This is a genomic window from Stenotrophomonas sp. ATs4 (assembly GCF_051861585.1).
Classification (GTDB): domain Bacteria; phylum Pseudomonadota; class Gammaproteobacteria; order Xanthomonadales; family Xanthomonadaceae; genus Stenotrophomonas; species Stenotrophomonas maltophilia_AS.
The window spans coordinates 166,367-190,543 of record NZ_JBLYPK010000003.1 but is presented as its reverse complement, the minus strand read 5'-3'; the positions used below and the strand labels follow the sequence as shown (position 1 = coordinate 190,543).

Sequence of the window (24,177 nt, the reverse complement as noted above, 5' to 3'; positions counted from 1 at the left end):
AGAGCCCGGTGTCAGCGCTCGCCTGCGTACGGATCGGCGATGCCGAGCTCGGCCAGGATGTCGCGCTCCAGCTGCTCCATCGCCTCGGCTTCCTTGTCGTCCTCGTGGTCCCAGCCGAGCAGGTGCAGTACGCCGTGCACGGTCAGGTGCGCGTAATGGGCGTTGAGCGCCTTGCCCTGTTCGTCGGCCTCCCGCGCCACCACCGGTGCACAGATCACCAGGTCGCCCAGCAGCGGGAACTTGACGCCCTTGGGCAGGCCTTCGGGGACGTCAGCGGGGAAGCTGAGGACGTTGGTCGCGTAGTCCTTGCCGCGGTAGTGGCGGTTCAGCGACTGGCCTTCCTTGGCGTCTACCACGCGGATGGCCAGGTCGGCCTCGCGGATGCGGCCCTTCAGTGCGGCGGCCACCCACTTGCGGAAGCTCACGGCCGCCGGCAGGCCGGCACGCGGCAATGCATAACTGACGGCGACGTCCAGTCGCACGGGACCACGGGTCATGGAGTCGCTCCAGGTTGGATCTGATGCAGGTCGCGGCGGTCGTAGGCGCTGACGATACGTGCCACCAGCGGATGGCGGACCACGTCGCGGGATTCGAAGAAGGTGAAGCTGACGCCCTCGACCTCGCGCAGCACGTCGATGGCATCGCGCAGCCCCGACTTCAGGTGCTTGGGCAGGTCGGTCTGGGTCAGGTCACCGGTAACCACTGCGGTGGAGCCATAGCCCAGACGAGTCAGGAACATCTTCATCTGTTCGATGGTGGTGTTCTGCGCTTCGTCCAGGATCACGAACGCGTCGTTGAGCGTGCGGCCACGCATATAGGCCAGCGGCGCAATCTCGATGACGTTGCGCTCGAGCAGCTTGACCACCTTCTCCACGCCCATCATTTCGTACAGGGCGTCGTACAGCGGTCGCAGGTAGGGGTCGACTTTCTGGCTCAGGTCTCCGGGCAGGAAGCCGAGCTTCTCGCCGGCTTCGACCGCCGGGCGCACCAGGATCAGGCGCTGCACCCGCGATTCATTCAGGGCTTCAACCGCGCTGGCCACGGCCAGGAAGGTCTTGCCGGTGCCGGCCGGACCGACGCCGAAATTGATGTCGTGGCTGGCGATCTGGTGCAGGTAGCGGGACTGGTTGGCGCCGCGGCCACGCACGGTGCCGCGCTTGACCTTGATCGCCACGTCCTGCGCTTCATAGGACCGTTCGGCGATCTGCTCGACGTTGGCCTGGGCCAGGCGCAGGTGGATGGCATGGTTGTCGAAGGTGGTCTCGCCGGCTTCGGCGTACAGCGCCTCAACCAGCTTCTGCGCCTCGACGATGGCCTCGTTCGGCCCGCTGATGCGGAACACGAAGCCACGGTTGGCGATCTCCACACCGAGCTTCAGCTCGATCTGGCGCAGGTGGCCGTCGAAGGGGCCGCTCAGGTTGGCCAGTCGCTCGTTGTCTTCCGGCGACAGGGTGAAGTCTCGATGATCGATGCTTTTCATTGCTTTGGGTGGGGCGGGCGCCTTCCACCGCAGTGTATTCAGGGAGGACAAGGGTAGCGCGCGCACGGGCCGCGCGGCCAGCAGGCGGTCGATACAGCGTTTTCCACACCCGGTGTGGACGGGGCGCGCGGAAACCTGTGGATAGACCGTCGCAATGCTTGTGCCACAAGGCCCATGAGGTCGTGGTGAAAAAAGCGTCAAGGCCGGCCGCTGTCTTGGCATCCGATCGCGGCGGGCATGTGCGCGCAGGTTCGTCGTGATGGCAGCGCATGTTTCGTTGCCGGGCGAGCAACCCGGCTGCATGTGGCCGGTTCTCCACACGGGCTGTGGAATGATGCTGAATCAACCTGTGGACAGGTGCCGCGGAGCCTTGCAGCAAAAGGCCTGCGTGCACGTGGTGAAAAAACCGTCAGGGCTGATCGGAATCATTGAGGGTGCACGGGGCGCATGGCACCGTGGCGCCGTCGCAGGAGGGGATGGCATGGGCATCAGCAACGGGATGCGTGGAATCGGGTTGGCGGGTATCGGCCTGCTGGCGGGGTGTGGGCAGTCAACGCCGACTGCGCTGGGCACGCTGGAGTGGGACCGGATCACGGTGCCGGCACCGGCGTCCGAAGTGATCGCCACGGTGGAGGTGCGCGAAGGCCAGCAGGTCAAGGCCGGGGCTGTGCTGATGCAGCTGGACCCGGCCCGCGGCGACGCGCAGTTCGCTGCAGCGCAGGCCGACACGGTGCGTGCACAGGCGCAGTTGGAAGAGCTGAAGATCGGCCCGCGCCAGGAACAGGTCGCGCAGGCCCAGGCCCAACTGGCCGCGTTGCGCGCGCAGTCTGCCGAAGCCGTTGCCTACTACCGACGCGTGCAGCCGCTGGCACGCCAGCGCCTGATCGCCGCCGCCGAGCTGGATCGTGCGCGCGCCGCCGCTGGCAACGCCGAGGCCAGCGTACGTGCCGCCGAGCAGGCCTGGCTGGAGTTGGTGCACGGCAGCCGCGTGCAGGACATTGCCCAGGGCCAGGCGGCCGCCGATGCCGCGCAGGCACAGCAGGTGGTGCAGGGCGTCAACCGGCAGAAGCTGCAACTGCGTGCGCCGCGCGATGGCGTGGTCGATGCCTTGCCGTACCGGCAGGGCGACCAGGCGCCGGTCGGGGCGCCGCTGGCGGTGATGCTGGTCGGCGAGCGCCCCTATGCACGCGTCTACCTGCCGCAGCCGCTGCGGCTGCAGGTCAAGGTCGGACAGACCGCGCAGATACAGCTGGAGGGGGGAAGCACCCTCCTGAAGGGGCACGTACGCGCGATCCGCAGCGAACCGTCGTTCACCCCGTACTACGCATTGACCGGCGATGACGTCGAACGCTTGAGCTATCTCGCCGAGATCGAAGTTGACGCGACCGCTGACATGCAGAAGCTGCCCGCCGGCCTGCCAGTGCAGGTGCGCTTCTGAACACCAGTGCGGACATCGCGGTGCATGCGCAGGGCCTGACCCGCCGCTTCGGCGATCTGCTGGCCGTGGACAACGTCGACCTGACCGTGCCGCGCGGGCAGGTGTACGGCTTTCTCGGCCCGAACGGGTCCGGCAAGTCGACCACCATCCGCATGCTGTGCGGCCTGCTTGAACCGAGTGCGGGGCAGATTGAAGTGCTTGGCCTGGCGGTGCCGGAGCAGGCCGAGGCACTGCGCCGGCGCATTGGTTACATGACCCAGCGCTTCTCGTTGTATGAAGACCTGTCGGTGCGCGAGAACCTGGAGTTCCTCGCCGCCATCCAGGACCTGCCACGTACGCAGGCGCGGCAACGGATCGACGCGCTGCTGCAGCAGTACCGCCTGCAGGACCGGCAACCGCAGCTGGCCGGTACCCTCAGTGGTGGACAGAAGCAGCGGCTGGCGCTGGCTGGCGCGGTGATACATGGGCCGGAACTGCTGTTCCTGGACGAGCCGACCAGCGCGGTCGATCCTGAATCGCGCCGCGATTTCTGGGAGGCCCTGTTCGAGCTTGCCGACGCCGGTACCACCGTGCTGGTATCGACCCACTACATGGACGAGGCCGAACGCTGCCACCGGCTGGCGATCCTCGATCGCGGCGCGCTGGTCGCCGATGGCACGCCGGCCGAACTGTGTGCACAGCTGGACGGCCGCACGTTGCAGGTCACGTCGGCGCAGCCGCGCAAGGCCGCCCGCGCATTGGCCGAACTGCCCGGCGTGCTGAGCGTGGCGCAGATCGGTACCCAGCTACGCGTGCTGTGCAGCCAGGGAGCCGCCGACACGCCGGCATTGCGGCAGGCACTGGCCAGTGCCGATCCACAGGCCCGGATCGACGCAGTCGCACCGAACCTGGAAGATGTATTCGTGGCCGCCACCCGCGGCCGAGGCCGGGAGCCAGCGGCATGAACCTGCGCCGGCTGTGGGCGATCATGCTCAAGGAGCTGCGGCAGCTGCGCCGCGACCGCATCACGCTGGCGATGATCGTCGGCATTCCGGTGATGCAGCTGCTGCTGTTCGGCTATGCGATCAACCTCAACCTGCGCCACCTCGACGCCGGTGTCGCCGACCAGGCCAACAGTGCCGCCTCGCGCGCGCTGGTGCAGGACATGGTGGCCACCGGCGTGATCACGCCGCGCAGCGAAGCCTACACGCCCGACCAGCTGATGCAGGCGCTGCGCCGTGGCGAGATCAGTGTCGGCGTCGTGGTGCCGGCCGACTTCGAGCGTCGTCGCTTCGATGGACGCGAGGCGGTGCAGGTGCTGGTCGATGGCAGCGACACCGTGGTGCAGAGCGCGGCGATCCAGCTGGCGCAGGTGCCGCTGGACACGCGCCCGACCAGCAATACGCGACCGCTGCGCGAGGGCAGCATCGCCAGCGGCCCGATCAGCGTGACCAGCTTCTACAACCCGCAGCGGCGCTCAGCGGTGAACATCGTGCCGGGCCTGATCGGGGTGATCCTGACCATGACCCTGGTGATGTTCACCGCAGTGGCGGTGGTGCGCGAACGCGAGCGCGGCAACATGGAGCTGCTGATTGCCACGCCGGTGTCGCGCAGCGAACTGATGGTCGGCAAGGTGCTGCCCTATGCGGCCATCGGCCTGCTGCAGACCACCTTGGTGTTGGTGCTGGGTACCTGGCTGTTCCAGGTGCCGATCCGCGGCAGCCTGCTCGATATCTACCTGGCGGCGGTGCTGCTGGTGCTGGCCAACCTGGCGCTGGGGCTGCTGATTTCCACGCGCGCGCGGTCGCAGTTCCAGGCGATGCAGATGACGTTGTTCCTGTTCCTGCCGTCCATCCTGCTGTCGGGCTTCATGTTCCCGTTCGCGGGCATGCCGCGGCCGGTGCAATGGCTGGCCGAAGTACTGCCGCTGACCCATTTCCTGCGCCTGGTGCGCGGCATCATGCTGCGCGGCGCCTCGCTGTGGGAGCTATGGCACGATGCGCTGGCACTGCTGGCCTTCATCGTGGTGATGATGACGCTGGCAATCCTGCGTTTCCGCAAGCGGCTGGATTGAGGCATGCCGACCAACGGTCGGCATCCACCCCGGTAGGTGCCGACCGTTGGTCGGCACACCTTATTCCGCCACCACCCGCGCGCGCAGCGAATTGGTCAGCGCTTCGGTGATCACCACGTCCACGAACTGGCCGATCAGGCGCGCCGGCGCCGGGAAGTTCACCGAACGCATGTTCTCGGTCTTGCCGGTCAGCTCGTTCGGGTTCTTGCGCGAGGGCCCTTCCACCAGCACGGTCTGCACGGTGCCGACCATCTTCTCGGAAATGCCGGCGGCATGCGCATTGATTCGCTCCTGCAAGCGCGACAGGCGCGCATGCTTCTCGGCATCGCTGATCGTGTCCTCCAGGTCCGCAGCCGGGGTGCCCGGGCGACGCGAATAGATGAAGGAGAAGCTGTGGTCGAAGCCGATGTCTTCGATCAGCTTCATGGTCTTCTCGAAATCGGCATCGGTCTCGCCGGGGAAACCAACGATGAAGTCCGAGCTGATCGAGATGTCCGGGCGCACCGCGCGCAGCTTGCGGATCTTCGACTTGAATTCCAGCGCGGTGTAGCCGCGCTTCATCGCCGACAGCACGCGGTCGCTGCCGGCCTGCACCGGCAGATGCAGGAAGTTCGCCAGCTGCGGCACGTCGCGGAACGCGTCGATCAGCGAATCGCTGAACTCCAGCGGGTGCGAGGTGGTGAAGCGGATGCGGCCGACGCCGTCAATCTCGGCGATGGTGCGGATCAGCAGGCCCAGATCGGCGAATTCGCCATCACCGTAGGGACCACGGTAGGCGTTGACGTTCTGCCCGAGCAGGTTGATTTCGCGCACGCCCTGCGCGGCCAGCTGTGCCACTTCCACCACCACGTCCTCGAACGGGCGGCTGACTTCGGTACCGCGGGTGTAGGGCACCACGCAGAACGAGCAGTACTTGGAACAGCCTTCCATGATCGACACGAAGGCCGAAGCGCCGTCGGCGCGAGGCTCGGGCAGGCGGTCGAACTTCTCGATCTCGGGGAAGCTGATGTCCACCTGCGGGCGCTTCTGCTCACGCCGGGCGCGGATCAACTCGGGCAGGCGATGCAGGGTCTGCGGGCCGAACACCAGGTCGACGAACGGCGCGCGCTTGATGATCGCCTCGCCTTCCTGCGAGGCCACGCAGCCGCCCACGCCGATGATGACTTCGCGGCCCTTGTTCTTCAGGCCCTTCCACACGCCGAGCTGGCTGAACACCTTCTCCTGCGCCTTCTCGCGGATGGAGCAGGTGTTGACCAGGATGACGTCGGCGTCGTCCGGGCTGTCGGTCAGTTCCAGGCCATCGCTGGCGGCGAGCACGTCGGCCATCTTGGCCGAGTCGTACTCGTTCATCTGGCAACCGTGGGTCTTGATGTACAGCTTGCCCTTGACCTGGTCAGGCTTGCGCGGACCAGCGGGCAGGGCAACGAGCGGGGTACCGCCCGGCGTGGCGGGCGGAAAGACGTCTGGCGTCCCGGTCATGGCGCTTAATCCATTCGGGTGGCGGGAAAGCGGGCAATTCTACCCGCATCCCGCGCCACCCGCCGCGCCCGTTTGGAGCCGAGCCCACGCTCGGCTGGCTTCAGTAGAGCCACGCCATGCCTGGCTGCGTTCCGTCCCTGGGCGCGGCGGACAGGTCCATCCACGCATGGCGTGGATCTACTGCAACCCCGGTCAAGCCGCCAGCAGCTCCGCATCGATCTCTTAGAGCCGAGCCCACGCTCGGCTGGCTTCAGTAGAGCCACGCCATGCCTGGCTGCGTTCCGTCCCTGGGCGCGGCGGACAGGTCCATCCACGCATGGCGTGGATCTACTGCAACCCCGGTCAAGCCGCCAGCAGCTCCGCATCGATCTCTTAGAGCCGAGCCCACGCTCGGCTGGTTTCAGTAGAGCCAGGCCATGCCTGGCTGCGTTCCGTCCCTGGGCGCGGCGGACAGGTCCATCCATGCATGGCGTGGATCTACTGCAATCCCGGTCAAGCCGCCAGCAGCTCCGCATCGATCTTTTAGAGCCGAGCCCACGCTCGGCTGGCTTCAGTAGAGCCAGGTCATACCTGGCTGCGTTCCGTCCCTTGGGCGCGGCGGACAGGTCCATCCACGCATGGCGTGGATCTACTGCAACTGCGGTCAAGCCGCCAGCAGCTCCGCATCGATCTGGCGCGAACGCTCGAACGCGGTCAGCGCGCCGATCCGGGCCACGTAGTCCTTGGTAGCCGGGGCCAGCTGCAGCAGGCCGAAATCGCTGGTCCAGAACAGCGCATTGCCCCAGAGCACGTCGGCGGCGCTCATCATCTCGCCGAGCAGGTATGGCCCCTGCGCCAGCTGGGCCTCGACCACCTGCAGCACGGTCTCAGCATCGTTGTACGGCGACATCAGGCGCGGTGGCGGCTCGCGATGCATCGCCTTGTCGATCATCGCCGGCTCGAAACAGGCGCCATAGAAGGCCATCCAGCGCAGGTAGGGGCCGCGCAGGGCGTCGCCGATCGGCGGGGCCAGCCCGGCTTCCGGGTACAGGTCGGCCAGGTACAGGTAGATCGCCACCTGCTCGGTCACCAGCGCGCCGTTGTGGACGATGGCCGGCACCTTGCCCATCGGATTGATGGCCAGGTAGGCCGGGGCCAGGTTGGCGCCGGCCTTCAGGTCCAGCACCTGCATGCGGTAGTCGGCACCCAGCGCTTCGAGCAGGGCCACGGCGCCGCTCGAGCGCGAACGGGCGGCGTGGTACAGGGTGATCTGGCGTGAAGTCATGGCATTGCTCCTTGCGGTGGGTGGTGAACTGGAGCCCATCCTGAGGCACTATTGCGGACGACTTCTGTCCTCGATCCTTCATGCGCCATACCGCCCATCGACTGCTGCGGCTGATCGCCCTGCTGCAGGCCCGCCGCCAGTGGTCCGGGGCCGAACTGGCCGAGCGCATGGGCGTGGACCGGCGCAGTATCCGCCGCGATATCGAGCGACTGCGTGAACTGGGCTACCCGGTGCAGGCCTCGTCCGGCGTCGGCGGCGGCTACCAGCTGGGGGCAGGGGCACCGGTACTGCCGATGCTGCTGGACGAGGAGGAGGCGACCACTCTGGCGATCGCCCTGCGCGCGGCCTCGGCCACGGTGGCCGGCATCGACGACACCGCGCGTGGCCTGCTGTCCAAGCTCGATCCGCTGGTGCCGACCCGTCGTCGCCAGCAGGCGGGCGAGGTGCATGCAGCCACCGCCACCCTGTCCGATCTTCCGTCCACCGATGCACGCCTGCTCGGGCGGCTGGCCCAGCACTGCCGGCAGGCGTCACGGCTGGCCTTTGAATACCGCAGCGCACAGGATGCGGTGACCCAGCGCGAGGTCGAGGCCCAGCACCTGGTCAACTACGGCCGGCGCTGGTACCTGCTGGCCTGGGACCTGGGCCGGCAGGACTGGCGCACCCTGCGCGTGGACCGGATGGGCGTGGTACGCGAATGTTCCGAGCCCGGCCTGCACCGCCGCACCCCGGCGCCGCCGGATGTGATGGTGAGGCAGGCAGTCAGCCAGGCACCGTTCGCGCTGCAGGCCGTCATCCGCCTGGCCGGCAGCCGCGCCGAGCTGGAAGGTCGCATTCCGCCGTGGTGCGGGGTGCTGGAGGCGGACGGTGCCGACCATTGCCTGTTGCGCATGGGCGCCGAGAGCCGCGGCATGATGCTGGCGCAGATCCTCAGTCTGGACCGCCTGCCGGTGGCGCTGTGGACCACGCCACCGGGCCTGCGTGATGAGTTGGCGCAGCGCTTGACCGGGTTGGGCCAGGTGTTGGCTGTGCCGCCGGTCACAGGCTGAGCCGCGTCGCTTGGCAAGCCCGGGCGAAGCTGGGACACTCGCCGGCATGAAGGGGATACTGGGGACAACGGCGATCATCATCGCTGCGCTGACCGCTGCGCCGGCCAGCGCCGGAAGCCTGTACAAGTGCCAGGGTGCCGACGGTGTCACCAGTTATGTGAGCAAGCGTGTGGCCGGGGCCCGTTGCAGCACCATCAGCTACAGCCGCGATAGTCGCCCGGCACCGCGCCCGGTGGCAGCCGTGCCGAAGCCCGCGGCGACCACCGTGGCAAGCATCGAGCGCAATCCGGTCGCGGTGGCAGCCAGCGTCGCGGTGCCGGCAACGGTCGCGCCTGCGCCGGCGCCCGCAGCCGCTCCAGCACAGCCGGTCACCTCGCGCGCCGGGCGCATGGTCAGCGGTCAGGTCTATTCCTTCATGAAGGATGGCGTGCGCCACTACACCAGTGCCCGCCCAACCCAGGTGGCCAATCTCGGCCCGGTTCGGACCATCCGCTACAGTTTCATGGAGCGCTGCTACGCCTGCGGCGTCAACCCGCGCGTGGACTTCGGCACCGTGCGCCTGAACACCTCGGCCTTCCAGACCGAGATCACCTCGGCCGCACGCGAGTTCGGTGTGGAGGAGGCCGTGGTGCGGGCCATCATCCACGCCGAGTCGGCCTACAACCCGACCGCGCTCAGCCGCGCCGGCGCGCAGGGCCTGATGCAGTTGATGCCTCCCACCGCCGCCCGCTTCGGGGTCAGTGATTCCTACGACGCCGGGCAGAACATCCGCGGCGGCGTGCAGTATCTTGCGTGGTTGTTGAAGCGCTTCAATGGCGACCTGACCCTTGCCGCCGCCGGCTACAACGCTGGCGAAGGCGCGGTCGACCGCCACCGTGGCGTGCCGCCCTACAGCGAAACCCAGTACTACGTGCGCCGGGTCGGCCAGTTGGCCGAGCGCTACCGCACCGCCCTGAGTCACCAGTAGGTGCCGACCGTTGGTCGGCACACCTTTGAAAGGTAGTGCCGGCCGCTGGCCGGCAACCCCGTAATTCAATGTTGTTGCAATGCGTTGTGTGGCGCGCGACGGTTCCGCTACACTCGGCCATGATTCAATGCGGCTCTGGCCCCCACCGGAACCGTTGGCAGCCTTAAAGCTACCTAATCAATATCGGAGTGCCGGATGGCCAACGATGGGGTACACGATCCAGTCAACACCGGACGTCGGCGTTTTCTTTCTGCCACCACAGCCGTGGTGGGCGCCGTCGGCGTCGGATTCACCGCAGTCCCTTTCATCAAATCCTGGAATCCCAGTGCGCGGGCCAAGCTTGCCGGTGCCCCCGTGGTGGCCGACATCAGCGCCCTGCAGGAAGGCCAACGCCTGATCGTGGAATGGCGTGGCCAGCCGATCTGGATCGTCAAACGGTCCAAGGCCATTCTTGATGCACTGCACGGGCTGGATGGCCGTCTCAAGGACCCCGAGTCCGGCGAGAAGGACCAGCAGCCGGAGTATGTGATCAAGCAGAACCCCGAGCTGCGCTCGATCAAGCCGGAGATTTCGGTGCTGGTCGGCCTGTGCACGCACCTGGGCTGCTCGCCGGAAATGGTCGGTGAAATCCGCCCCGAGCCCTACGACCCGCAGTGGAAGGGCGGCTACTTCTGTCCCTGCCACAAGTCGCGCTTCGACATGTCCGGCCGCGTCTTCAAGGACGTGCCGGCGCCGATCAACCTGAAGGTGCCCGCGCACCACTACCAGGACGACAACACCATCATCATCGGTGTCGATCCGCAGGGGGCTGCCTGATGGCCAATATCCTCAGCCGTACCGCCAGCGGCGTGGCCGACTGGGTCAACGCCCGCGCACCGGGCCTGATGCCGGTCTACCGCAAGCATGTCAGCGAGTACTACGCGCCGAAGAACTTCAACATCTGGTACTACTTCGGTTCGCTGGCGCTGCTGGTGCTGGTCAACCAGATCGTCACCGGCATCTTCCTGACGATGCACTACAAGACCAACGCCGCCGAGGCGTTCGGCTCCATCGAATACATCATGCGTGATGTGGAGTGGGGCTGGCTGATCCGTTACATGCATTCCACCGGGGCCTCGCTGTTCTTCATCGTGGTCTACCTGCACATGTTCCGCGGCTTGCTGTACGGCAGTTACCAGAAGCCGCGCGAGCTGGTGTGGATCCTGGGCATGCTGATCTACCTGGTGCTGATGGCCGAAGCCTTCATGGGCTACGTGCTGCCGTGGGGCCAGATGTCGTTCTGGGGCGCGAAGGTCATCATCTCGCTGTTCGGCGCGATACCGGTGATCGGCAACGGCCTGACCGAATGGATCATGGGCGACTACCTGCCCAGTGACGCCACGCTCAACCGTTTCTTCGCCCTGCACGTCATCGCCCTGCCGCTGGTGCTGCTGTTGCTGGTGGTGCTGCATCTGGGCGCTCTGCACGAAGTGGGGTCGAACAACCCCGATGGCGTGGAAATCAAGAAGGGCCCGAAGGGCAACCGCTGGTCGCCGAACGCACCGGCCGACGGCATTCCATTCCACCCGTACTACACGCTCAAGGACGGTGTCGGCGCCGGCTTCCTGCTGATCATCGCCGCTTTCATCATCTTCTTCGCACCCGCATTTGGTGGCCTGTTCCTGGAGCACGACAACTTCACCGAGGCCAACCGCCTGGTCACCCCCGAACACATCAAACCGGTCTGGTACTACACGCCGTACTACGCGATGTTGCGCGTGGTACCGAACAAGCTGGGCGGCGTGCTGGTGATGTTCTCGGCCATCGCCATCCTGTTCCTGGTGCCTTGGCTGGACCGCGCGCGGGTGAAGTCCTACCGCTACCGCGGCGTGCTGTCGCGGGTGCTGCTGGGGGTGTTCGCGGTGTGCTTCGTCTGGCTCGGCGTGATCGGCTCCGGCCCGGGCACTGACGCGCACGAGACCTATGTCGGGCGGGTGCTGACCTTCCTGTACTTCGCGTTCTTCATCACCATGCCGCTATGGACACGGTTGGACAAGACAAAGCCGGTACCGGAGAGGGTGACCACCCATGACTGAGCGCTGGATGGTCCGGCTGGCCCTGACGGCCACCCTGATGCTGGGCAGTTTCCTGGCCTCCGCTGCCGAAGGCGGCACCAAGCTGCTGCAGGCCGGCAACGACCTCGGTGACCGCGCATCGCTGCAGCGCGGTGCGCAGCTGTACATGAACTACTGCTCCGGCTGCCATGCGCTGAAGTACCTGCGCTATTCGCGGATGGCACAGGACCTGGGCCTGACCGAAGAAGAGGTGATGAACAACCTCAACTTCACCGGCTCGGCGATCGGTGACCCGATTCCAGTGGCGATGCCCAAGGAAAATGCCGAAAAGTGGTTCGGCAAGATGCCGCCGGACCTCAGCCTGATCTCGCGTGTGCGGGGCAGTGACTGGGTCTATACCTACCTCAAGTCGTTCTACCTGGACACCAGCCGGCCGCTGGGCTGGAACAACGCGCTGTTCGCCAACGCGTCCATGCCCAACCCGCTGTGGGAGATGCAGGGCCTGCAGCACGCCGTGCATGGCAAGCCGGAAGCGCCGGGCATGGATCCGCCGGTGACCGGCCTGCGCCTGGAGACGCCAGGCAACGTCGATGCAGGCCAGTACGACCAGGCCGTGCGTGACATCACCAACTTCCTCGAGTATGCCGGCGAACCGGCCGCGCTCAAGCGCCAGCAGCTGGGCGTGTGGGTGATCCTGTTCCTGGCCCTGTTGACCTTCCTGCTGTACCTGCTGAAGAAGGAATACTGGAAGGACGTTCACTGATTCTGCCGCCGGCCATCGCACGGGCCTATTGGCTTTTGTGATGGTCGGTTGCACACTCGGGGAGGAGTCGATCGCTGGCACGGTGCCGGCGGCGCCGATGCGGCAGGCGGTCTCCTGTCGTGGGAGAGCCTTTGATGGCGGCGAGCGTACGCATGCGCAATACACTGACGCTGTTTTCCTCGAACGACGATGTACTGTGCCACCGTGTACGCCTGGTGCTGGCGGCCAAGGGTGTGAATTTCGACTTCGTACCGGTCGATCCCCAGAACCCGCCCGAAGACCTGATCGACCTCAATCCGTACCACTCGGTGCCGACACTGGTCGAGCGCGAGTTGGTGCTGTACGCGGCATCGGTGGTCAGCGAATACCTCGATGAGCGCTATCCGCATCCGCCGCTGATGCCGGTTGATCCGCTGTCGCGTGCCCGCATCCGATTGGCCATGCTGCGCATCGAGCACGACTGGGTGCCGCAGGTGCAGGCCATCCAGCTGGGCAACAAGACCCAGGCCGAAGCGGGGCGCAAGCGCCTGAAAGAACTGCTGACCGCCTCGCTGCCGCTGTTCAAGGCCAGCAAGTTCTTCCTCAACCCGGAAATGAGCCTGGCCGACTGCGCGATGGCCCCGATCATCTGGCGCCTGCAGTCGCTGGATGTGCCGCTGCCGAAGGACGGCAAGGCGATCGAGGACTACGGCAACCGTATCTTCCGTCACCCTGGTTTCATCCGCAGCCTGACCGATCAGGAAAAGAAACTGCGCGATCTGCCGGTCTGATCTCGGGCTGGATTACCCGTCTGCACGCCGACCGGCGTGCAGGCGATCTGCCCCGGCAGGGCGCCGGGCGCGTACACTTCACGCATGACCGAAGACTTCTTCCACATGACCAGCCACCGCCCGTACCTGCTGCGGGCGCTGGTGGAATGGATCAACGACAACCAGCTGACCCCGCACATCCTGGTCGACGCCGGCGTTCCCGGCGTGCAGGTCCCGCCTTCGGCGGTCAAGGATGGCCGGGTCGTGCTCAACATCGCCGAACGCGCCGTCGTGCGGCTGATGATCGACAACGAGATGGTGAGCTTCTCGGCGCGCTTCTCCGGTACCAGCTACCCGGTGCAGGTGCCGATCAGCGCCGTGCTGGCCGTCTACGCCCGCGAGACCGGGCAGGGCATGGCGTTGCCGGATGACATTCCGGGTGCCGACACCGCGCCGGCCAGCGACGAACTGCTGCACGACGAAGACACGCCGCCGGACGATACACCGCCAGCCAGCCCGCCGCCGAAGGGGCGCCCGAACCTGCGCGTGGTCAAGTAACGGTGGGTGCCGACCGTTGGTCGGCACACTTCTGCCGCTGCGCTCGCCGGGCATGGCCCGGCGCTACCAGCTAGACATCCTCTGCGTCATCCACATCCGCACGGATCTGGCTGATCCGTGCGGCGCCCGGGCCGGTGAACGAGATCAGCTGGTCGCCGCGCAGCACCATGCGCCCCACATGGCGGTCGATGCCATCGTAGGAATACTCGAACTTGAAGGTGCGCTCGAAACCGAGCCGGCCATCCTCGCCGCGCGACAGGCGCAGGCCGGTGGCGTGCACCGCCTGGTCCAGCCACTGCACATCGGCGGCGCGGCAGGCATTGCGTCCAAGCTCGATCGCGCGCTCGGCGGCCGAACGCGCTGCGTTCCAGAAGAAATAGATGATTCCGCCAGCAATGAGCAACAGCAGCAGGGTGGGCATGGCGTCAGCCGTCAGAGGTCGATCCCGCAAAGATGGCGGCGAACGCGCGCTGGATCAAGCGCGGGGTTCAACGCGTTGGCTGCGGGCCGCCAGAGACCGGTTGTGACGGTATGACGACCGGTTGCGATGCAGGTGCAGGCTGCAGTGGCGTTGTTGACGGCGAGGGCATCACCAGCGGCGCGGTTGCGGTCAACTGCAACAGTGCCGCCCAGTCCTGACGGTTGAAGCTGCATTCGTCCTCGCGGCCCGGCGTGCAGCTGGGGTCGATGCCGGTGCTGTTGCGCTCACGGGCCGGTGGCAGCTGGATCAGGCCGGTGCGGTCGAGTGGCAGCAGGCGCATCGCCACGGTATTCATGACGTTGCCGCCGACCAGGTACAACGTCTGGTCACCGCCGAGATTGGCCGCGACCACCACCTCGCAGTGCGACTTCCAGTGGCCGACCGACCCATTGCCCAGCGCCTGCACCAGCCCGCTGTAGCTGAGCGTGGTGCTGCGGTCGCGCAGGAAGCAGAGCAGATCGCCTGGCGCCGGCTTGGCGGTGGCAGGGTCGACCAGCCGGTACGGCACGCCCGAGGGACCGCCCTGGTACGCGGCGCGGATGTAGTCGATGTGGCGCGGCGACGTGTTGAAGCCAGGAACACGGGCCTGCACCATCACCCAGGAAATGAAGGCCGCCGACCACGGATTGTCGACCAGGAACGCGCGGCAGTCGCTGTCGGTGTAGCGCGTGCCCAGCGGGGCCGCGCAGCTGCTGGCACCGGCGATGCTGCCCATCGCGTTGAGCGTGCCGCTGTTGCGCCAGTAGCCGGCCACGCGCTGCCAGGCGATCAGGCCGTTGTCCGCCAGATGATCACTTTCAGCTTCGGTGACGCTGAGGCTGGCGGCGCGCCCATCGCGGTCGATGAAGGGCCGGTACCAGAGCCGATGCTCATTGCAAGCAGTGTTGCGGATGGCTATCGCCAATGGGCTCAGGCCAAAGCGTGGCGGCACATCGCAGGCTTCGGCGGCCGCTGCAGACAAGGGTGCCGTGGCCAGCAGCAGGCAGGAAGGCAAGAGCATCCGGCGCATGCACGGCTCCTGTGGGGGATGGCCGCAGCGTCGCAGTGCCGTCGTGAACGCCGGGTGTGAGAATGGGGTCAGATCCCTCTTCCTGTGGAAAAAGGATCTGACCCCGGGCCCGGCCTCAGCCCGGTGGCGGGCCCAGCTTCAACGACAGGTCAATCGCCTGCACATGCTTGGTCAGGCCGCCGATCGAGATGCAGTCCACGCCGTCCTCGGCGATCGAGCGCAGGCCGCCGAGGCCAACACTGCCGGACACTTCCAGCGGAATGCGGCCCGCCGTGATGCGCACTGCCTCGCGGCGCAGATCGGGGCTGAAGTCATCCAGCAGGATGCGCTCGCAGCCGGCTTCCAGTGCCTGGCGCAACTGCTCCAGATCCTCGACTTCCACTACCAGCGGAAGCTGCGGCCACTGCCGGCGAGCAGCGGCCACGGCGGCGGCCAGCGAACCAGCAGCACGAATATGGTTTTCCTTCAGCATCACCGTGTCGTACAGGCCGAAGCGGTGGTTCTCGCCGCCACCGCAGCGCACTGCGTACTTCTGCGCCAGGCGCAGGCCGGGCAGGGTCTTGCGGGTGTCGAGGATGCGCGTGCCGGTGCCTTCCACGGCCGCCACGTAGCGGGCGGTGGTGGTGGCGGTACCGGACAGCGTCTGCAGGAAGTTCAGCGAGGTGCGCTCGGCGCTGACCAGGCTGCGGCTGCGCCCATGCAGCAGGGCCAGCACGGTGCCGGCGGTGACCGCGTCCCCCTCGGAGACATGCCATTCGATGCGCACGTCCGGATCGAGGGCGCGGTGGGTGGCGTCGAACCACGGACGGCCGGCGATCACCCCGTCCTGCTTGCACAGCAGGTAGGCGCTGTCGGCCTGGTCGGGCAGCAGGGCGGCGGTGACGTCGCCGCTGCCCAGGTCCTCGGCCAGCGCACGCGCGACATCGGCGGCGACTACAGCCGCATCCGGCGTCGGCAGCGTGCTCATGCGGCCGGGAAGTCGGCGATCTGAGCGGTCGGGATGGCTTCCTCGGCCAGCAGCACCGGGATGCCGTCGTCAACGCGGAACACCTGCTTGCGGTCGCGGGTGACCAGCGCCTCGCGCAGCGGCTGCGCCAGCGGGTTGCCATCGGCCTTGTTCACCGCGCCGGTGGAAATGGCCTTGTTGAGGGCTTCCAGGCCCTTGCCATCCAGCAGGGACAGGGGCTGGCGGGTGTCCGGTGACACCAGCAGGTCGAGCAGCTTGCGATCCATGGTTCTTCGTCTTGCGTGGAAGATGGCTAGAATACGTCTTTAAGGCAGGTGACGGCCAATGACCCCCAACCCGATCGCGCCGCTCGTCGGCATCGTCATGGGTTCCCGTTCCGACTGGGAAACCATGCAGCACGCCGCTCAGAAGCTTGAAGCTCTGGGTGTTCCGTTCGAAGTGAAGGTGGTGTCCGCACATCGGACGCCGGATGTGTTGTTCAGTTACGCCGAGCAGGCGGGCCCGCGTGGCCTGCGCGCGATCATCGCCGGTGCCGGCGGGGCCGCGCACCTGCCGGGCATGATCGCGGCCAAGACCGCGGTGCCGGTGCTGGGCGTGCCGGTCCAGTCCAAGGCCCTCAACGGCATGGATTCGCTGCTGTCGATCGTGCAGATGCCGGCCGGCATTCCGGTTGCCACCTTCGCCATCGGCAATGCCGGCGCCTCCAACGCAGCGCTGTTCGCCGCTGCGATGCTGGCCAGCGACCAGCCGGCGATCGGCCAGGCGCTCGACGCGTTCCGCGCGCGCCAGACCGAAGACGTGATGGCCCACGACGATCCGCGCCAATGAGCTTGACCGTCGGCATCCTGGGCGGCGGCCAGCTCGCCCGCATGATGGTCCTCGCCGGTGCACCGCTGGGGCTGCGATTCGAGCTGTATGATCCGGCGGCCGACGCCTGCAGTGGTCCGCTGGCGCCGCTTACCGTCGGCGCCTTCGATGACCGGCAGGCGTTGGCGGACTTCGCGGCCAAGGTCGACGTGGTCACCTTCGATTTCGAGAACGTGCCGGCCGACAGCGCGCTGTGGCTGGCCGAGCGCGTGCCGGTGTATCCGCCGCCGTCGGCACTGGCCGTGGCACAGGACCGGTTGAGCGAGAAGACCCTGTTCCAGCAGCTGGACATTCCGCTGCCCCCCTTCGCCGATATCCGCAGCCGTGACGAGCTGGCAGCGAAGGCCGCTGAGTTCGGCCTGCCATGCATTCTCAAGACCCGACGCCTCGGTTACGACGGCAAGGGCCAGTTCCGCCTGCGCAGCGAAGCCGACATCGACGCTGCATGGGACGCGCTGGGCGCACAGGTCGAGCGCACCGGGCTGATCCTGGAGGGCTTCGTGGCCTTCCAGCGCGAGGTCAGCGTGGTTGCCGTGCGTGGCCGCGATGGCAGCTTCGAGGCCTGGCCGGTCACCGGCAACTGGCATGTCGACGGCGTGCTGTCGGCCAGCGTGGCCCCGGCGGTGCTGTCGGCGGCCGAGCAGGACGCGGCGATCGGCTATGCCCGCCGCGTTGCCGAACACCTGCAATACGTCGGTGTGTTCGCGCTGGAACTGTTCTGCCGCGATGGCGAACTGCTGGCCAATGAGATGGCGCCGCGCGTGCACAACTCCGGCCACTGGACCATTGAAGGCAGCGAGACTTCGCAGTTCGAGAATCACCTGCGTGCCGTGCTGGATCTGCCGCTGGGCAGCACCCGCATGCTGGGCCATGCCTGCATGCTGAACTGGCTGGGGGCGATGCCGGACCCGGCACCCGTACTGGCCCAGGCCAGCGGCCATTGGCATGACTATGGCAAGGAGTCGCGCGAAGGCCGCAAGGTGGGTCATGCCACGTTGCGCGATGACGATGCCGCTGCACTGGCCGATGCGCTGGACCAGGTCGGCCTGGAGCTGGACCGTCAGGCCCAGGTTGCACCCGCGGTGCACGCGCTGCGCAATCGCTGAACCCGGTAGTGCCGGCCGCTGGCCGGCATTGCAACGCTGTGGCGCGCCGGTGCAGGCATCGGCGCAACATTCCCGGTGGTAGCGTGGAGCTCCTTTCTCAGGAGTCACCCCCATGCTCGACTGGAATGCCTACCGCAAGGAACTGAAGGGTCGCATCGGCGAGATCGGCAAGCTCTCGCCGGATACGGTCAAGGGTTACGCCACCCTGTCCAATGCTGGCGCCCAGACCAACCATCTCGATGCCAAGACCCGTGAGCTGATCGCGTTGGCGGTGGCCGTCACCACCCGCTGCGATGGCTGCATCACCGTGCACGTGGATGCGGCGCTGAAGCACGGCGCGAGCCGCGAGGAGATCGCCGAGGCGTTGGGCGTGGCGGTGTCGCTCAATGCCGGCGCGGCGCTGGTGTATTCGGCGCGGGTGATGGACGCGGTGGCCGCGCACGAGAGCGCGTGATGCTGCGCCCAGTTTCCCGGTAGTGCCGGCCGCTGGCCGGCAGATCCGGTATGTCTGTGCGCGTATGGGGACGCCGGCCAGCGGCCGGCACTACCCCGAGGCCGAGCGCTGCCTCAGCGCAACTGGCTTTCGGCGAATTCCCAGTTGACCATCTGCCAGAACGCGTCCAGATAACGCGCGCGATCATTCTGGTAGTCGGTGTAATAGGCATGCTCCCAGACGTCGCAGCACAGCAGCGGCGTGCTTTCACCGGTCAGCGGCGTGCCCGCATTGCGGGTGGCCTGCAGGCCCAGCTGTCCGCCTGGATGCTGCACCAGCCACACCCAGCCGGAGCCGAACAGGCCCAGCGCGGCACGGTTGAACTCCTCGCGCAGGCGCTGCACGTCGCCGAACTGGCGCTTGATCAGCTCGCCCAGCCGGCCCTGTGGCTCACCACCACCTCGCGGGCGCAGGCACTGCCAGTAGAAGCCGTGGTTCCAGGCTTGGGCGGCAGCGTCGAACAGCCTGCCCTGGGTGTGGCGGACAATCTCTTCCAGTGACGCCTCCTCCCACTCGGTGCCGAGGATGCCGGCATTGACCGCATCCACGTACGCGCGATGGTGGCGGCCGTGGTGCAGTTCCACGGTCTGCGCGGACAGGTGCGGCTGCAGGGAGCCGGGAAGGTAGGGCAGGGCGGGCAATTCGACAGGCATGGACAGGTTCGTGGCCAAGGGGCGGCGGCAGCCGGTTCCATCCGCTTACAATGGCGGCTACCGTGGGCAGTCTAGCCGACCATCACGGTCGGTTTGTCCGGCGAAGCAAGGAGTGTGGTTGTGGCGGTAATGCAGCAAATCCAGGCCGAGGTCGATCGTTACCCGCTCGTCTTGTTCATGAAGGGCACCCCGCAATACCCGATGTGTGGCTTCTCCAGCCGCGCCGTGCAGGCGTTGATGGCCGCCGGCGCCGTCAGCCTGCGCACCGTCAACGTGCTGGAGGAACCGGAGATCCGCGCCAATCTGCCGCGCTTTTCCAACCTGCCCACCTTCCCGCAGCTGTTCATCAACGGTGAGTTGATCGGCGGCTGTGACATCGTCATGGAACTGTTCGAAGCCGGCGAGCTCAAGCGCATCGTCGAAGAGGCGACCCAGGGATGAGCGCCTGGCCATCGACGTCACCGACTGACGGGGCGCTCGATGGCCGCCCGTTGCAGGACCGCGTGGTGCTGGTTGCCGGCGCGGGTGGTGGCTTGGGCAGTGCGGCGGCGGTGGCTGCCGCTGCGGCCGGAGCGACCGTGGTCCTGATGGGCCGCAAGCCGCGTCGGCTGGACCGTGTCTATGCCCAGGTCCAGGCGGTTGGCCCGGAACCCCTGCTGTACCCGCTGGATCTGGAAGGGGCCGGTCCTGATGACTATGCCGAGCTGGTCCAGGCCCTGCAGCGCGAGTTGGGCCGCCTGGACGGCCTGCTGGTCTGCGCTGCCCACTTCCCCGGGCTGACCCCGTTCGAGCTTGCCGATCCGGCCAGTTTCGCCCGCGCCGTCCACGTGACACTGACCGCACCGGCCTGGCTGGCCCAGGCCTGCCTGCCACTGTTGCGGCAGCGCGAGGATGCGGCGCTGGTGTTCGCTGTCGACGCGCCGGAGCGGGTCGGGCAGGCCTATTGGGGTGGCTACGGCGTGGCGCAGCATGGGTTGCGCGGCCTGATCGCCAGCCTGCACGATGAACTCGGCCGCAGCCCGGTACGGGTCAGTGGCCTGTATCCCGGCCCCCTGCGCACGGCGCTGCGCGCCCGTGCGTACTCGGTGGACCAGGATCCGGCCGCCCAAGGGCCGGAAGCTGCCGCGGCGGCGGCCGTGACCCTGCTGTCCAGCGCGGGAAGCGCATGGCGCGGGCAGGTCCTTGACGCCAGTGGAATGACCCCGGTCGAGTAAGTCCCGGGGAAAGACGGAGTGAAGAACCCGTCACGATTGCGTTGCGATCCGGTGCCGTTTGTCGCACAACCGTCACATCCGTGGCGTAGCGTGTTAATCTAGTGTTAACCGTAGCGGCAGCTGCCGTTCACGGTAGGGAACCCCAGATAAATGTCCGATCAGCCACCCGCAGGGCTGCTTGGATGCGCTTTTTTTCCGCCATCGCCAACTCGCATCGAGGCTACCGAAAAATGACCCACCCACTCCGGATGTCCAAGCTCACCCTTGGTCTCGTGGCTGCGCTTGCCGCCGCTCCCGCCTTCGCCCAGAGCACCTCTGCCGGTGTCGGCGGCCAGGTGATGTCCTCTGCAGGCCAGCCTGTGGTCGGCGCTGAAGTCACCATCACCCACACCGAGTCGGGCACCGTTTCGCGTGCTACCACCGACGCATCGGGTCGTTACAACGCGCGCGGCCTGCGCGTGGGTGGCCCGTACACCATCACCATCACCAAGTCCGGTGAAGGCACCAAGACCGAGGAGGGTGTCTTCCTGAACCTGAACCAGGTCAACACGATCAACGCCAATCTGGGCGGCGATCTGGCTGCCACCAACCTGGATGCCGTGAACGTTGTCGCCACCGCCGGCGGCCTGGACCTGTTCAGCGCCACCAAGATGGGCAGCGGCACCAACGTGACCCGCGAAACCATGGACGCGCTGCCGTCGGCCAACCGCAACATCCAGGACTACATCCGTCTGGACCCGCGCATCTCGCAGGTCAGCAAGGCTGACGGCGCGATCTCGGCCGGTGGTCAGAACACCCGCTACAACGCCATCCGCATCGACGGCATCAGCGCCTCCGATCCGTTCGGCCTGGGCTCCAACAACCTGCCGACCGAGCGTCAGCCGGTGTCGATGGACGCCATCCAGGAAATCAACATCGACCTGGCCAACTACGACACCACCATCGCTGGTGGTACCGGCGCGGTGATCAACGCCGTGACCAAGTCGGGTACCAACGAATTCCACGGCACCGTGTACGGTTCGTACCGCGACAAGGACATGGTCCGTTCGCGCCTGGAAGGTGATCGTACGGACTTCAACGGCTTCAAGGACGAGAAGACCTACGGCATGACCTTCGGCGGCCCGATCGTCAAGGACAAGCTGTTCTTCTTCACCAACTACGAAAAGTACGAGCGTAGCGGCGGTGGTGTCAGCCTGAGCGAAAGCCCGTACAACAAGGATCCGGCGAAGGGTGGCATCAGCGACGCCGACATCTCGGCCGTTCAGAAGCGCATGGCGGAACTGGGTCATCCGGTGGGTAGCGTCAGCGACCTGAACAACAAGACCGAGATCGAAGAGTACGCGGTCAAGCTGGACTGGAACATCAACGAGAACCACCGTGCTGCCCTGCGCTACAACAAGATGAAGCAGGACGTCGTCCGCTTCCCGCAGGTCAGCAGCAGCGCGTTGTCGCTGAGCGATTTCTGGTACACCCAGCCGACCCAGTACGAAACCTGGATGGGTGAGCTGTTCAGTGACTGGTCCGAGAACTTCTCGACCGAGTTCAAGGTCTCGCACAAGGACTACTCGTCCAACCGTGTCGCTGCCTCGCACCTGCCGCAGATGCGCGTCCGCTTCGGCAACAATTCGCTGTACCTGGGTACCGAGCAGAACACCCACACCAACCTGGTCGAGTCGAAGGAACTGAGCGCCTTCGGTGCCGGTACCTGGTACGTCGGTGACCACACCATCAAGTTCGGTTTCGATTACACCGACAACGACCTGATGAACTTCTACGGCCGTAACCTGTACGGCGCGTACGACTTCCGTGACCTGGCCTCGTTCCTGAAGGGCACCGCCAACGGTTACCAGCTGCGCGTTCCGCGTCCGGGCGGCAGCCTGGATGACATTCCGGCCAAGTTCCACCTGAAGAACACCGGCCTGTTCATCCAGGATACCTGGGCGGTCAACTACAACCTGAGCCTGATGTTCGGCGTCCGCGTAGACATCCCGGACTTCACCAGCCAGAGCAAGTACAACGCCGACATCCAGGCGATGTATGGCTACAACAACACCAAGCTGGTGGACAAGAGCCTGATCCAGCCGCGCGTTGGCTTCAACTACACCTTCGACAGCGATCGTCCGACCCAGCTGCGCGGTGGCGTGGGCCTGTTCGGCGGTGCTGCACCGAATGTGTGGCTGGCAGGTGCCTACCAGAACACCGGCCTGAACTACGTCGAGTACAACGTTCCGGGTAATCCGGGTGGCTTCAGCGTCGACGCCGACAATCCGTTCATTCCGGACCCGTCGCGTATCGTTGCGCGCCAGAACGTGGACATCATCAACCCGGGCACCCGCCTGCCGTCGGTGTGGAAGGCCAACCTGGCCTTCGACCACGAACTGCCGTGGTACGGCATCGTGGCGTCGGCCGAACTGCTGTTCACCAAGGTCAAGGATGGCCTGTACTTCGAGCGTCTGGACCTGACCGATGGCAAGGGCAATGGCCCGACCTTCGTGTCCGCACAGGACGGTCGTGAGATCTACTGGAACAAGCAGGGCCTGAACCAGGCCAACAGCAAGATCGACAACCGTACCGGTGACAACCTGGGCATGGAGAACGGCACCAACGGCGTGCTGAACCGCAACTACCGCCCGAACAACATCGGCGACGTGCTGCTCCTGCGCAACACCGACAAGGGTCGTGGCAGCCAGGCCACCTTCTCGCTGGCCAAGCCGCTGACCGAGAACTGGGGCTGGTCGCTGGGTTACACCTACACCCAGTCCAAGGAAGTGAGCCCGCTGACCAGCTCGCAGAACACCTCGAACTGGAACAACACCCAGATCCTGAACGCCAACGAGAACATCGCGTACAACTCGCGCTATGCGATCAAGGACCGTATCACCGGTACCCTGGAGTGGAAGCACAACTTCTTCGGTGACAACGCCACCCGCGTCGGCCTGTTCTATGAAGGCCGTTCGGGCCGTCCGTACAGCTACGTGTTCTACAACGATGCCAATGGCGACAGCGCAATCGGCAACGACCTGTTCTACGTGCCGAAGGGCCCGGGCGACGTGCTGTTCGTGGGTGGTGCAACCATGGAGCAGAAGTTCTTCGACTGGCTGGCGCAGAATCCGGAACTCGATGCCTACCGTGGCAGCACGGTGCCGGCCAACCAGCACCGCGCCAAGTGGGTCAACAGCTTCGATGTCCGCATCAGCCAGGAGTTCCCGGGCTTCGCGAAGACCCACAAGGGTGAGATCGCGCTGGACATCATGAATGTCGGCAATCTGCTCAACAAGAAGTGGGGCCTGATCGACGACTACGGCTTCTACGCCACCCGTCGCGTGGGCAACTTCGCGGGTATCGATCCGGCCACCGGCAAGTACGTGTACTCGTTCACCGGTGCGGATGATTCGTCGATCCAGGAAAACAACAACGACAAGGGCAACACCGCCGTGTCGCGCTGGTCGATGCAGCTGACCGTGAAGTACAAGTTCTGATCCGTCAGAGCCTGAAGCAGTAAGTGGAAACGGCCGGGGAAACCCGGCCGTTTT

The 24,177-nt window shown here is 66.2% G+C and carries 25 protein-coding genes; 16 read left to right on the top strand and 9 right to left on the bottom strand.

Going from position 1 to position 24,177, the window contains the following annotated elements:
• Positions 1-11 precede the first annotated feature (11 nt).
• Positions 12-497, bottom strand: a complete 486-nt coding sequence (ybeY, locus tag ABR323_RS06975; RefSeq protein ID WP_134734918.1) for an rRNA maturation RNase YbeY — start codon at positions 495-497, stop codon at positions 12-14.
• Positions 494-1,480 (bottom strand): PhoH family protein, encoded by a 987-nt coding sequence (locus ABR323_RS06970; RefSeq protein WP_135272956.1) that lies wholly within the window; start codon positions 1,478-1,480, stop codon positions 494-496. The genes ybeY and ABR323_RS06970 overlap by 4 nt, the downstream gene beginning before the upstream one ends.
• 481 nt (positions 1,481-1,961) lie before the next feature.
• Between ABR323_RS06970 and ABR323_RS06965 the strand changes: the two genes are divergently transcribed.
• The 3 genes from ABR323_RS06965 to ABR323_RS06955 are packed head-to-tail and all read left to right on the top strand — an operon-like array spanning position 1,962 to position 4,971.
• Entirely contained in the window at positions 1,962-2,918 is a 957-nt protein-coding gene (locus ABR323_RS06965) for an HlyD family secretion protein (protein WP_439448759.1), read from the top strand.
• 20 nt (positions 2,919-2,938) lie between these two features.
• Entirely contained in the window at positions 2,939-3,862 is a 924-nt protein-coding gene (locus ABR323_RS06960; RefSeq protein WP_439448758.1) for an ATP-binding cassette domain-containing protein, read from the top strand.
• Positions 3,859-4,971 (top strand): ABC transporter permease, encoded by a 1,113-nt coding sequence (locus ABR323_RS06955; protein ID WP_439448757.1) that lies wholly within the window; start codon positions 3,859-3,861, stop codon positions 4,969-4,971. Before ABR323_RS06960 ends, ABR323_RS06955 begins: the two co-directional genes overlap by 4 nt.
• A 60-nt stretch (positions 4,972-5,031) precedes the next feature.
• Here the strand turns inward: ABR323_RS06955 and miaB are convergent, their stop codons facing one another.
• Both miaB and ABR323_RS06945 read right to left on the bottom strand, forming a co-directional pair.
• The gene (gene miaB / locus ABR323_RS06950; RefSeq protein WP_004151967.1) at positions 5,032-6,450 is read right to left on the bottom strand and encodes a tRNA (N6-isopentenyl adenosine(37)-C2)-methylthiotransferase MiaB; all 1,419 of its coding nucleotides are present in this window, start codon (positions 6,448-6,450) and stop codon (positions 5,032-5,034) included.
• A gap of 643 nt (positions 6,451-7,093) precedes the next feature.
• Positions 7,094-7,714, bottom strand: coding sequence for a glutathione S-transferase family protein (locus tag ABR323_RS06945; protein WP_439448756.1), 621 nt, complete (start codon positions 7,712-7,714; stop codon positions 7,094-7,096).
• Positions 7,715-7,794: 80 nt separating this feature from the next.
• Here ABR323_RS06945 and ABR323_RS06940 point away from each other — a divergent pair, with 80 nt between their 5' ends.
• The 7 genes from ABR323_RS06940 (at position 7,795) to ABR323_RS06910 (ending at position 13,854) form a co-directional block, all read left to right on the top strand.
• Complete coding sequence (locus ABR323_RS06940; RefSeq protein WP_135272962.1) at positions 7,795-8,763, top strand: helix-turn-helix transcriptional regulator; 969 nt, start codon at positions 7,795-7,797, stop codon at positions 8,761-8,763.
• A 46-nt stretch (positions 8,764-8,809) separates the two neighbouring features.
• The gene (locus ABR323_RS06935; RefSeq protein ID WP_439448755.1) at positions 8,810-9,730 is read left to right on the top strand and encodes a lytic transglycosylase domain-containing protein; all 921 of its coding nucleotides are present in this window, start codon (positions 8,810-8,812) and stop codon (positions 9,728-9,730) included.
• 195 nt (positions 9,731-9,925) lie between these two features.
• Positions 9,926-10,546, top strand: coding sequence for a ubiquinol-cytochrome c reductase iron-sulfur subunit (gene petA, locus ABR323_RS06930; RefSeq protein ID WP_439448754.1), 621 nt, complete (start codon positions 9,926-9,928; stop codon positions 10,544-10,546).
• Positions 10,546-11,805, top strand: coding sequence for a cytochrome b (locus ABR323_RS06925; RefSeq protein WP_135272964.1), 1,260 nt, complete (start codon positions 10,546-10,548; stop codon positions 11,803-11,805). Before petA ends, ABR323_RS06925 begins: the two co-directional genes overlap by 1 nt.
• Positions 11,798-12,547, top strand: coding sequence for a cytochrome c1 (locus tag ABR323_RS06920; protein ID WP_439448753.1), 750 nt, complete (start codon positions 11,798-11,800; stop codon positions 12,545-12,547). The genes ABR323_RS06925 and ABR323_RS06920 overlap by 8 nt, the downstream gene beginning before the upstream one ends.
• Positions 12,548-12,681: 134 nt before the next feature.
• Positions 12,682-13,317, top strand: coding sequence for a glutathione S-transferase N-terminal domain-containing protein (locus ABR323_RS06915; protein WP_439448752.1), 636 nt, complete (start codon positions 12,682-12,684; stop codon positions 13,315-13,317).
• An 84-nt stretch (positions 13,318-13,401) separates the two neighbouring features.
• Positions 13,402-13,854 (top strand): ClpXP protease specificity-enhancing factor, encoded by a 453-nt coding sequence (locus ABR323_RS06910; RefSeq protein ID WP_135272965.1) that lies wholly within the window; start codon positions 13,402-13,404, stop codon positions 13,852-13,854.
• Positions 13,855-13,924: 70 nt separating this feature from the next.
• Here the strand turns inward: ABR323_RS06910 and ABR323_RS06905 are convergent, their stop codons facing one another.
• From ABR323_RS06905 to ABR323_RS06890, 4 genes are all read right to left on the bottom strand, one after another.
• A complete protein-coding gene (locus ABR323_RS06905; protein WP_439448751.1) occupies positions 13,925-14,275 on the bottom strand; it encodes a DUF3301 domain-containing protein in 351 nt (116 codons plus the stop codon).
• Positions 14,276-14,342: 67 nt separating this feature from the next.
• Positions 14,343-15,344: a DUF2272 domain-containing protein gene (locus ABR323_RS06900; protein ID WP_439448750.1), complete on the bottom strand. Its 1,002-nt coding sequence runs from the start codon at positions 15,342-15,344 to the stop codon at positions 14,343-14,345.
• Between the two features lie 115 nt (positions 15,345-15,459).
• Entirely contained in the window at positions 15,460-16,311 is an 852-nt protein-coding gene (nadC, locus tag ABR323_RS06895; protein WP_439448749.1) for a carboxylating nicotinate-nucleotide diphosphorylase, read from the bottom strand.
• Positions 16,308-16,577, bottom strand: coding sequence for a Trm112 family protein (locus ABR323_RS06890; RefSeq protein ID WP_032128883.1), 270 nt, complete (start codon positions 16,575-16,577; stop codon positions 16,308-16,310). Before ABR323_RS06890 ends, nadC begins: the two co-directional genes overlap by 4 nt.
• A gap of 58 nt (positions 16,578-16,635) precedes the next feature.
• Here ABR323_RS06890 and purE point away from each other — a divergent pair, with 58 nt between their 5' ends.
• The 3 genes from purE (at position 16,636) to ABR323_RS06875 (ending at position 18,738) form a co-directional block, all read left to right on the top strand.
• Entirely contained in the window at positions 16,636-17,139 is a 504-nt protein-coding gene (gene purE, locus ABR323_RS06885; RefSeq protein ID WP_005412808.1) for a 5-(carboxyamino)imidazole ribonucleotide mutase, read from the top strand.
• Positions 17,136-18,284 carry a 5-(carboxyamino)imidazole ribonucleotide synthase gene (locus ABR323_RS06880; protein ID WP_439448748.1) on the top strand — a complete coding sequence of 383 codons (1,149 nt, stop codon included), beginning with the start codon at positions 17,136-17,138 and terminating at the stop codon, positions 18,282-18,284. Before purE ends, ABR323_RS06880 begins: the two co-directional genes overlap by 4 nt.
• Positions 18,285-18,396: 112 nt before the next feature.
• Positions 18,397-18,738 (top strand): carboxymuconolactone decarboxylase family protein, encoded by a 342-nt coding sequence (locus ABR323_RS06875; protein ID WP_008268125.1) that lies wholly within the window; start codon positions 18,397-18,399, stop codon positions 18,736-18,738.
• A gap of 113 nt (positions 18,739-18,851) precedes the next feature.
• Here ABR323_RS06875 and ABR323_RS06870 read toward each other — a convergent pair whose 3' ends face one another.
• A complete protein-coding gene (locus tag ABR323_RS06870; RefSeq protein WP_439448747.1) occupies positions 18,852-19,430 on the bottom strand; it encodes a superoxide dismutase in 579 nt (192 codons plus the stop codon).
• 120 nt (positions 19,431-19,550) lie between these two features.
• Between ABR323_RS06870 and grxD the strand changes: the two genes are divergently transcribed.
• The 3 genes from grxD to ABR323_RS06855 all read left to right on the top strand — a co-directional run bounded on the left by grxD (position 19,551) and on the right by ABR323_RS06855 (position 24,123).
• Entirely contained in the window at positions 19,551-19,871 is a 321-nt protein-coding gene (grxD, locus tag ABR323_RS06865) for a Grx4 family monothiol glutaredoxin (protein ID WP_135272971.1), read from the top strand.
• The gene (locus tag ABR323_RS06860) at positions 19,868-20,644 is read left to right on the top strand and encodes an SDR family NAD(P)-dependent oxidoreductase (protein WP_135272972.1); all 777 of its coding nucleotides are present in this window, start codon (positions 19,868-19,870) and stop codon (positions 20,642-20,644) included. Before grxD ends, ABR323_RS06860 begins: the two co-directional genes overlap by 4 nt.
• Before the next feature lie 230 nt (positions 20,645-20,874).
• Entirely contained in the window at positions 20,875-24,123 is a 3,249-nt protein-coding gene (locus ABR323_RS06855; protein WP_439448746.1) for a TonB-dependent receptor, read from the top strand.
• The last annotated feature ends 54 nt before the right edge of the window (positions 24,124-24,177 follow it).

What these genes read in the sequence shown, in the direction of transcription:
- miaB (WP_004151967.1), bottom strand. Translation starts at nt 6,450, where the DNA reads ATGACCGGGACGCCAGACGTCTTTCCGCCCGCCACGCCGGGCGGTACC.
- ABR323_RS06900 (WP_439448750.1), bottom strand. Translation starts at nt 15,344, where the DNA reads ATGCGCCGGATGCTCTTGCCTTCCTGCCTGCTGCTGGCCACGGCACCC.
- purE (WP_005412808.1), top strand. Translation starts at nt 16,636, where the DNA reads ATGACCCCCAACCCGATCGCGCCGCTCGTCGGCATCGTCATGGGTTCC.
- ABR323_RS06925 (WP_135272964.1), top strand. Translation starts at nt 10,546, where the DNA reads ATGGCCAATATCCTCAGCCGTACCGCCAGCGGCGTGGCCGACTGGGTC.
- ABR323_RS06915 (WP_439448752.1), top strand. Translation starts at nt 12,682, where the DNA reads ATGGCGGCGAGCGTACGCATGCGCAATACACTGACGCTGTTTTCCTCG.
- ABR323_RS06855 (WP_439448746.1), top strand. Translation starts at nt 20,875, where the DNA reads ATGACCCACCCACTCCGGATGTCCAAGCTCACCCTTGGTCTCGTGGCT.
- ybeY (WP_134734918.1), bottom strand. Translation starts at nt 497, where the DNA reads ATGACCCGTGGTCCCGTGCGACTGGACGTCGCCGTCAGTTATGCATTG.
- petA (WP_439448754.1), top strand. Translation starts at nt 9,926, where the DNA reads ATGGCCAACGATGGGGTACACGATCCAGTCAACACCGGACGTCGGCGT.
- nadC (WP_439448749.1), bottom strand. Translation starts at nt 16,311, where the DNA reads ATGAGCACGCTGCCGACGCCGGATGCGGCTGTAGTCGCCGCCGATGTC.
- ABR323_RS06955 (WP_439448757.1), top strand. Translation starts at nt 3,859, where the DNA reads ATGAACCTGCGCCGGCTGTGGGCGATCATGCTCAAGGAGCTGCGGCAG.
- ABR323_RS06970 (WP_135272956.1), bottom strand. Translation starts at nt 1,480, where the DNA reads ATGAAAAGCATCGATCATCGAGACTTCACCCTGTCGCCGGAAGACAAC.
- ABR323_RS06890 (WP_032128883.1), bottom strand. Translation starts at nt 16,577, where the DNA reads ATGGATCGCAAGCTGCTCGACCTGCTGGTGTCACCGGACACCCGCCAG.
- ABR323_RS06860 (WP_135272972.1), top strand. Translation starts at nt 19,868, where the DNA reads ATGAGCGCCTGGCCATCGACGTCACCGACTGACGGGGCGCTCGATGGC.
- ABR323_RS06880 (WP_439448748.1), top strand. Translation starts at nt 17,136, where the DNA reads ATGAGCTTGACCGTCGGCATCCTGGGCGGCGGCCAGCTCGCCCGCATG.
- ABR323_RS06935 (WP_439448755.1), top strand. Translation starts at nt 8,810, where the DNA reads ATGAAGGGGATACTGGGGACAACGGCGATCATCATCGCTGCGCTGACC.
- ABR323_RS06940 (WP_135272962.1), top strand. Translation starts at nt 7,795, where the DNA reads ATGCGCCATACCGCCCATCGACTGCTGCGGCTGATCGCCCTGCTGCAG.
- ABR323_RS06875 (WP_008268125.1), top strand. Translation starts at nt 18,397, where the DNA reads ATGCTCGACTGGAATGCCTACCGCAAGGAACTGAAGGGTCGCATCGGC.
- ABR323_RS06920 (WP_439448753.1), top strand. Translation starts at nt 11,798, where the DNA reads ATGACTGAGCGCTGGATGGTCCGGCTGGCCCTGACGGCCACCCTGATG.
- ABR323_RS06905 (WP_439448751.1), bottom strand. Translation starts at nt 14,275, where the DNA reads ATGCCCACCCTGCTGCTGTTGCTCATTGCTGGCGGAATCATCTATTTC.
- ABR323_RS06910 (WP_135272965.1), top strand. Translation starts at nt 13,402, where the DNA reads ATGACCGAAGACTTCTTCCACATGACCAGCCACCGCCCGTACCTGCTG.
- ABR323_RS06965 (WP_439448759.1), top strand. Translation starts at nt 1,962, where the DNA reads ATGGGCATCAGCAACGGGATGCGTGGAATCGGGTTGGCGGGTATCGGC.
- ABR323_RS06945 (WP_439448756.1), bottom strand. Translation starts at nt 7,714, where the DNA reads ATGACTTCACGCCAGATCACCCTGTACCACGCCGCCCGTTCGCGCTCG.
- ABR323_RS06870 (WP_439448747.1), bottom strand. Translation starts at nt 19,430, where the DNA reads ATGCCTGTCGAATTGCCCGCCCTGCCCTACCTTCCCGGCTCCCTGCAG.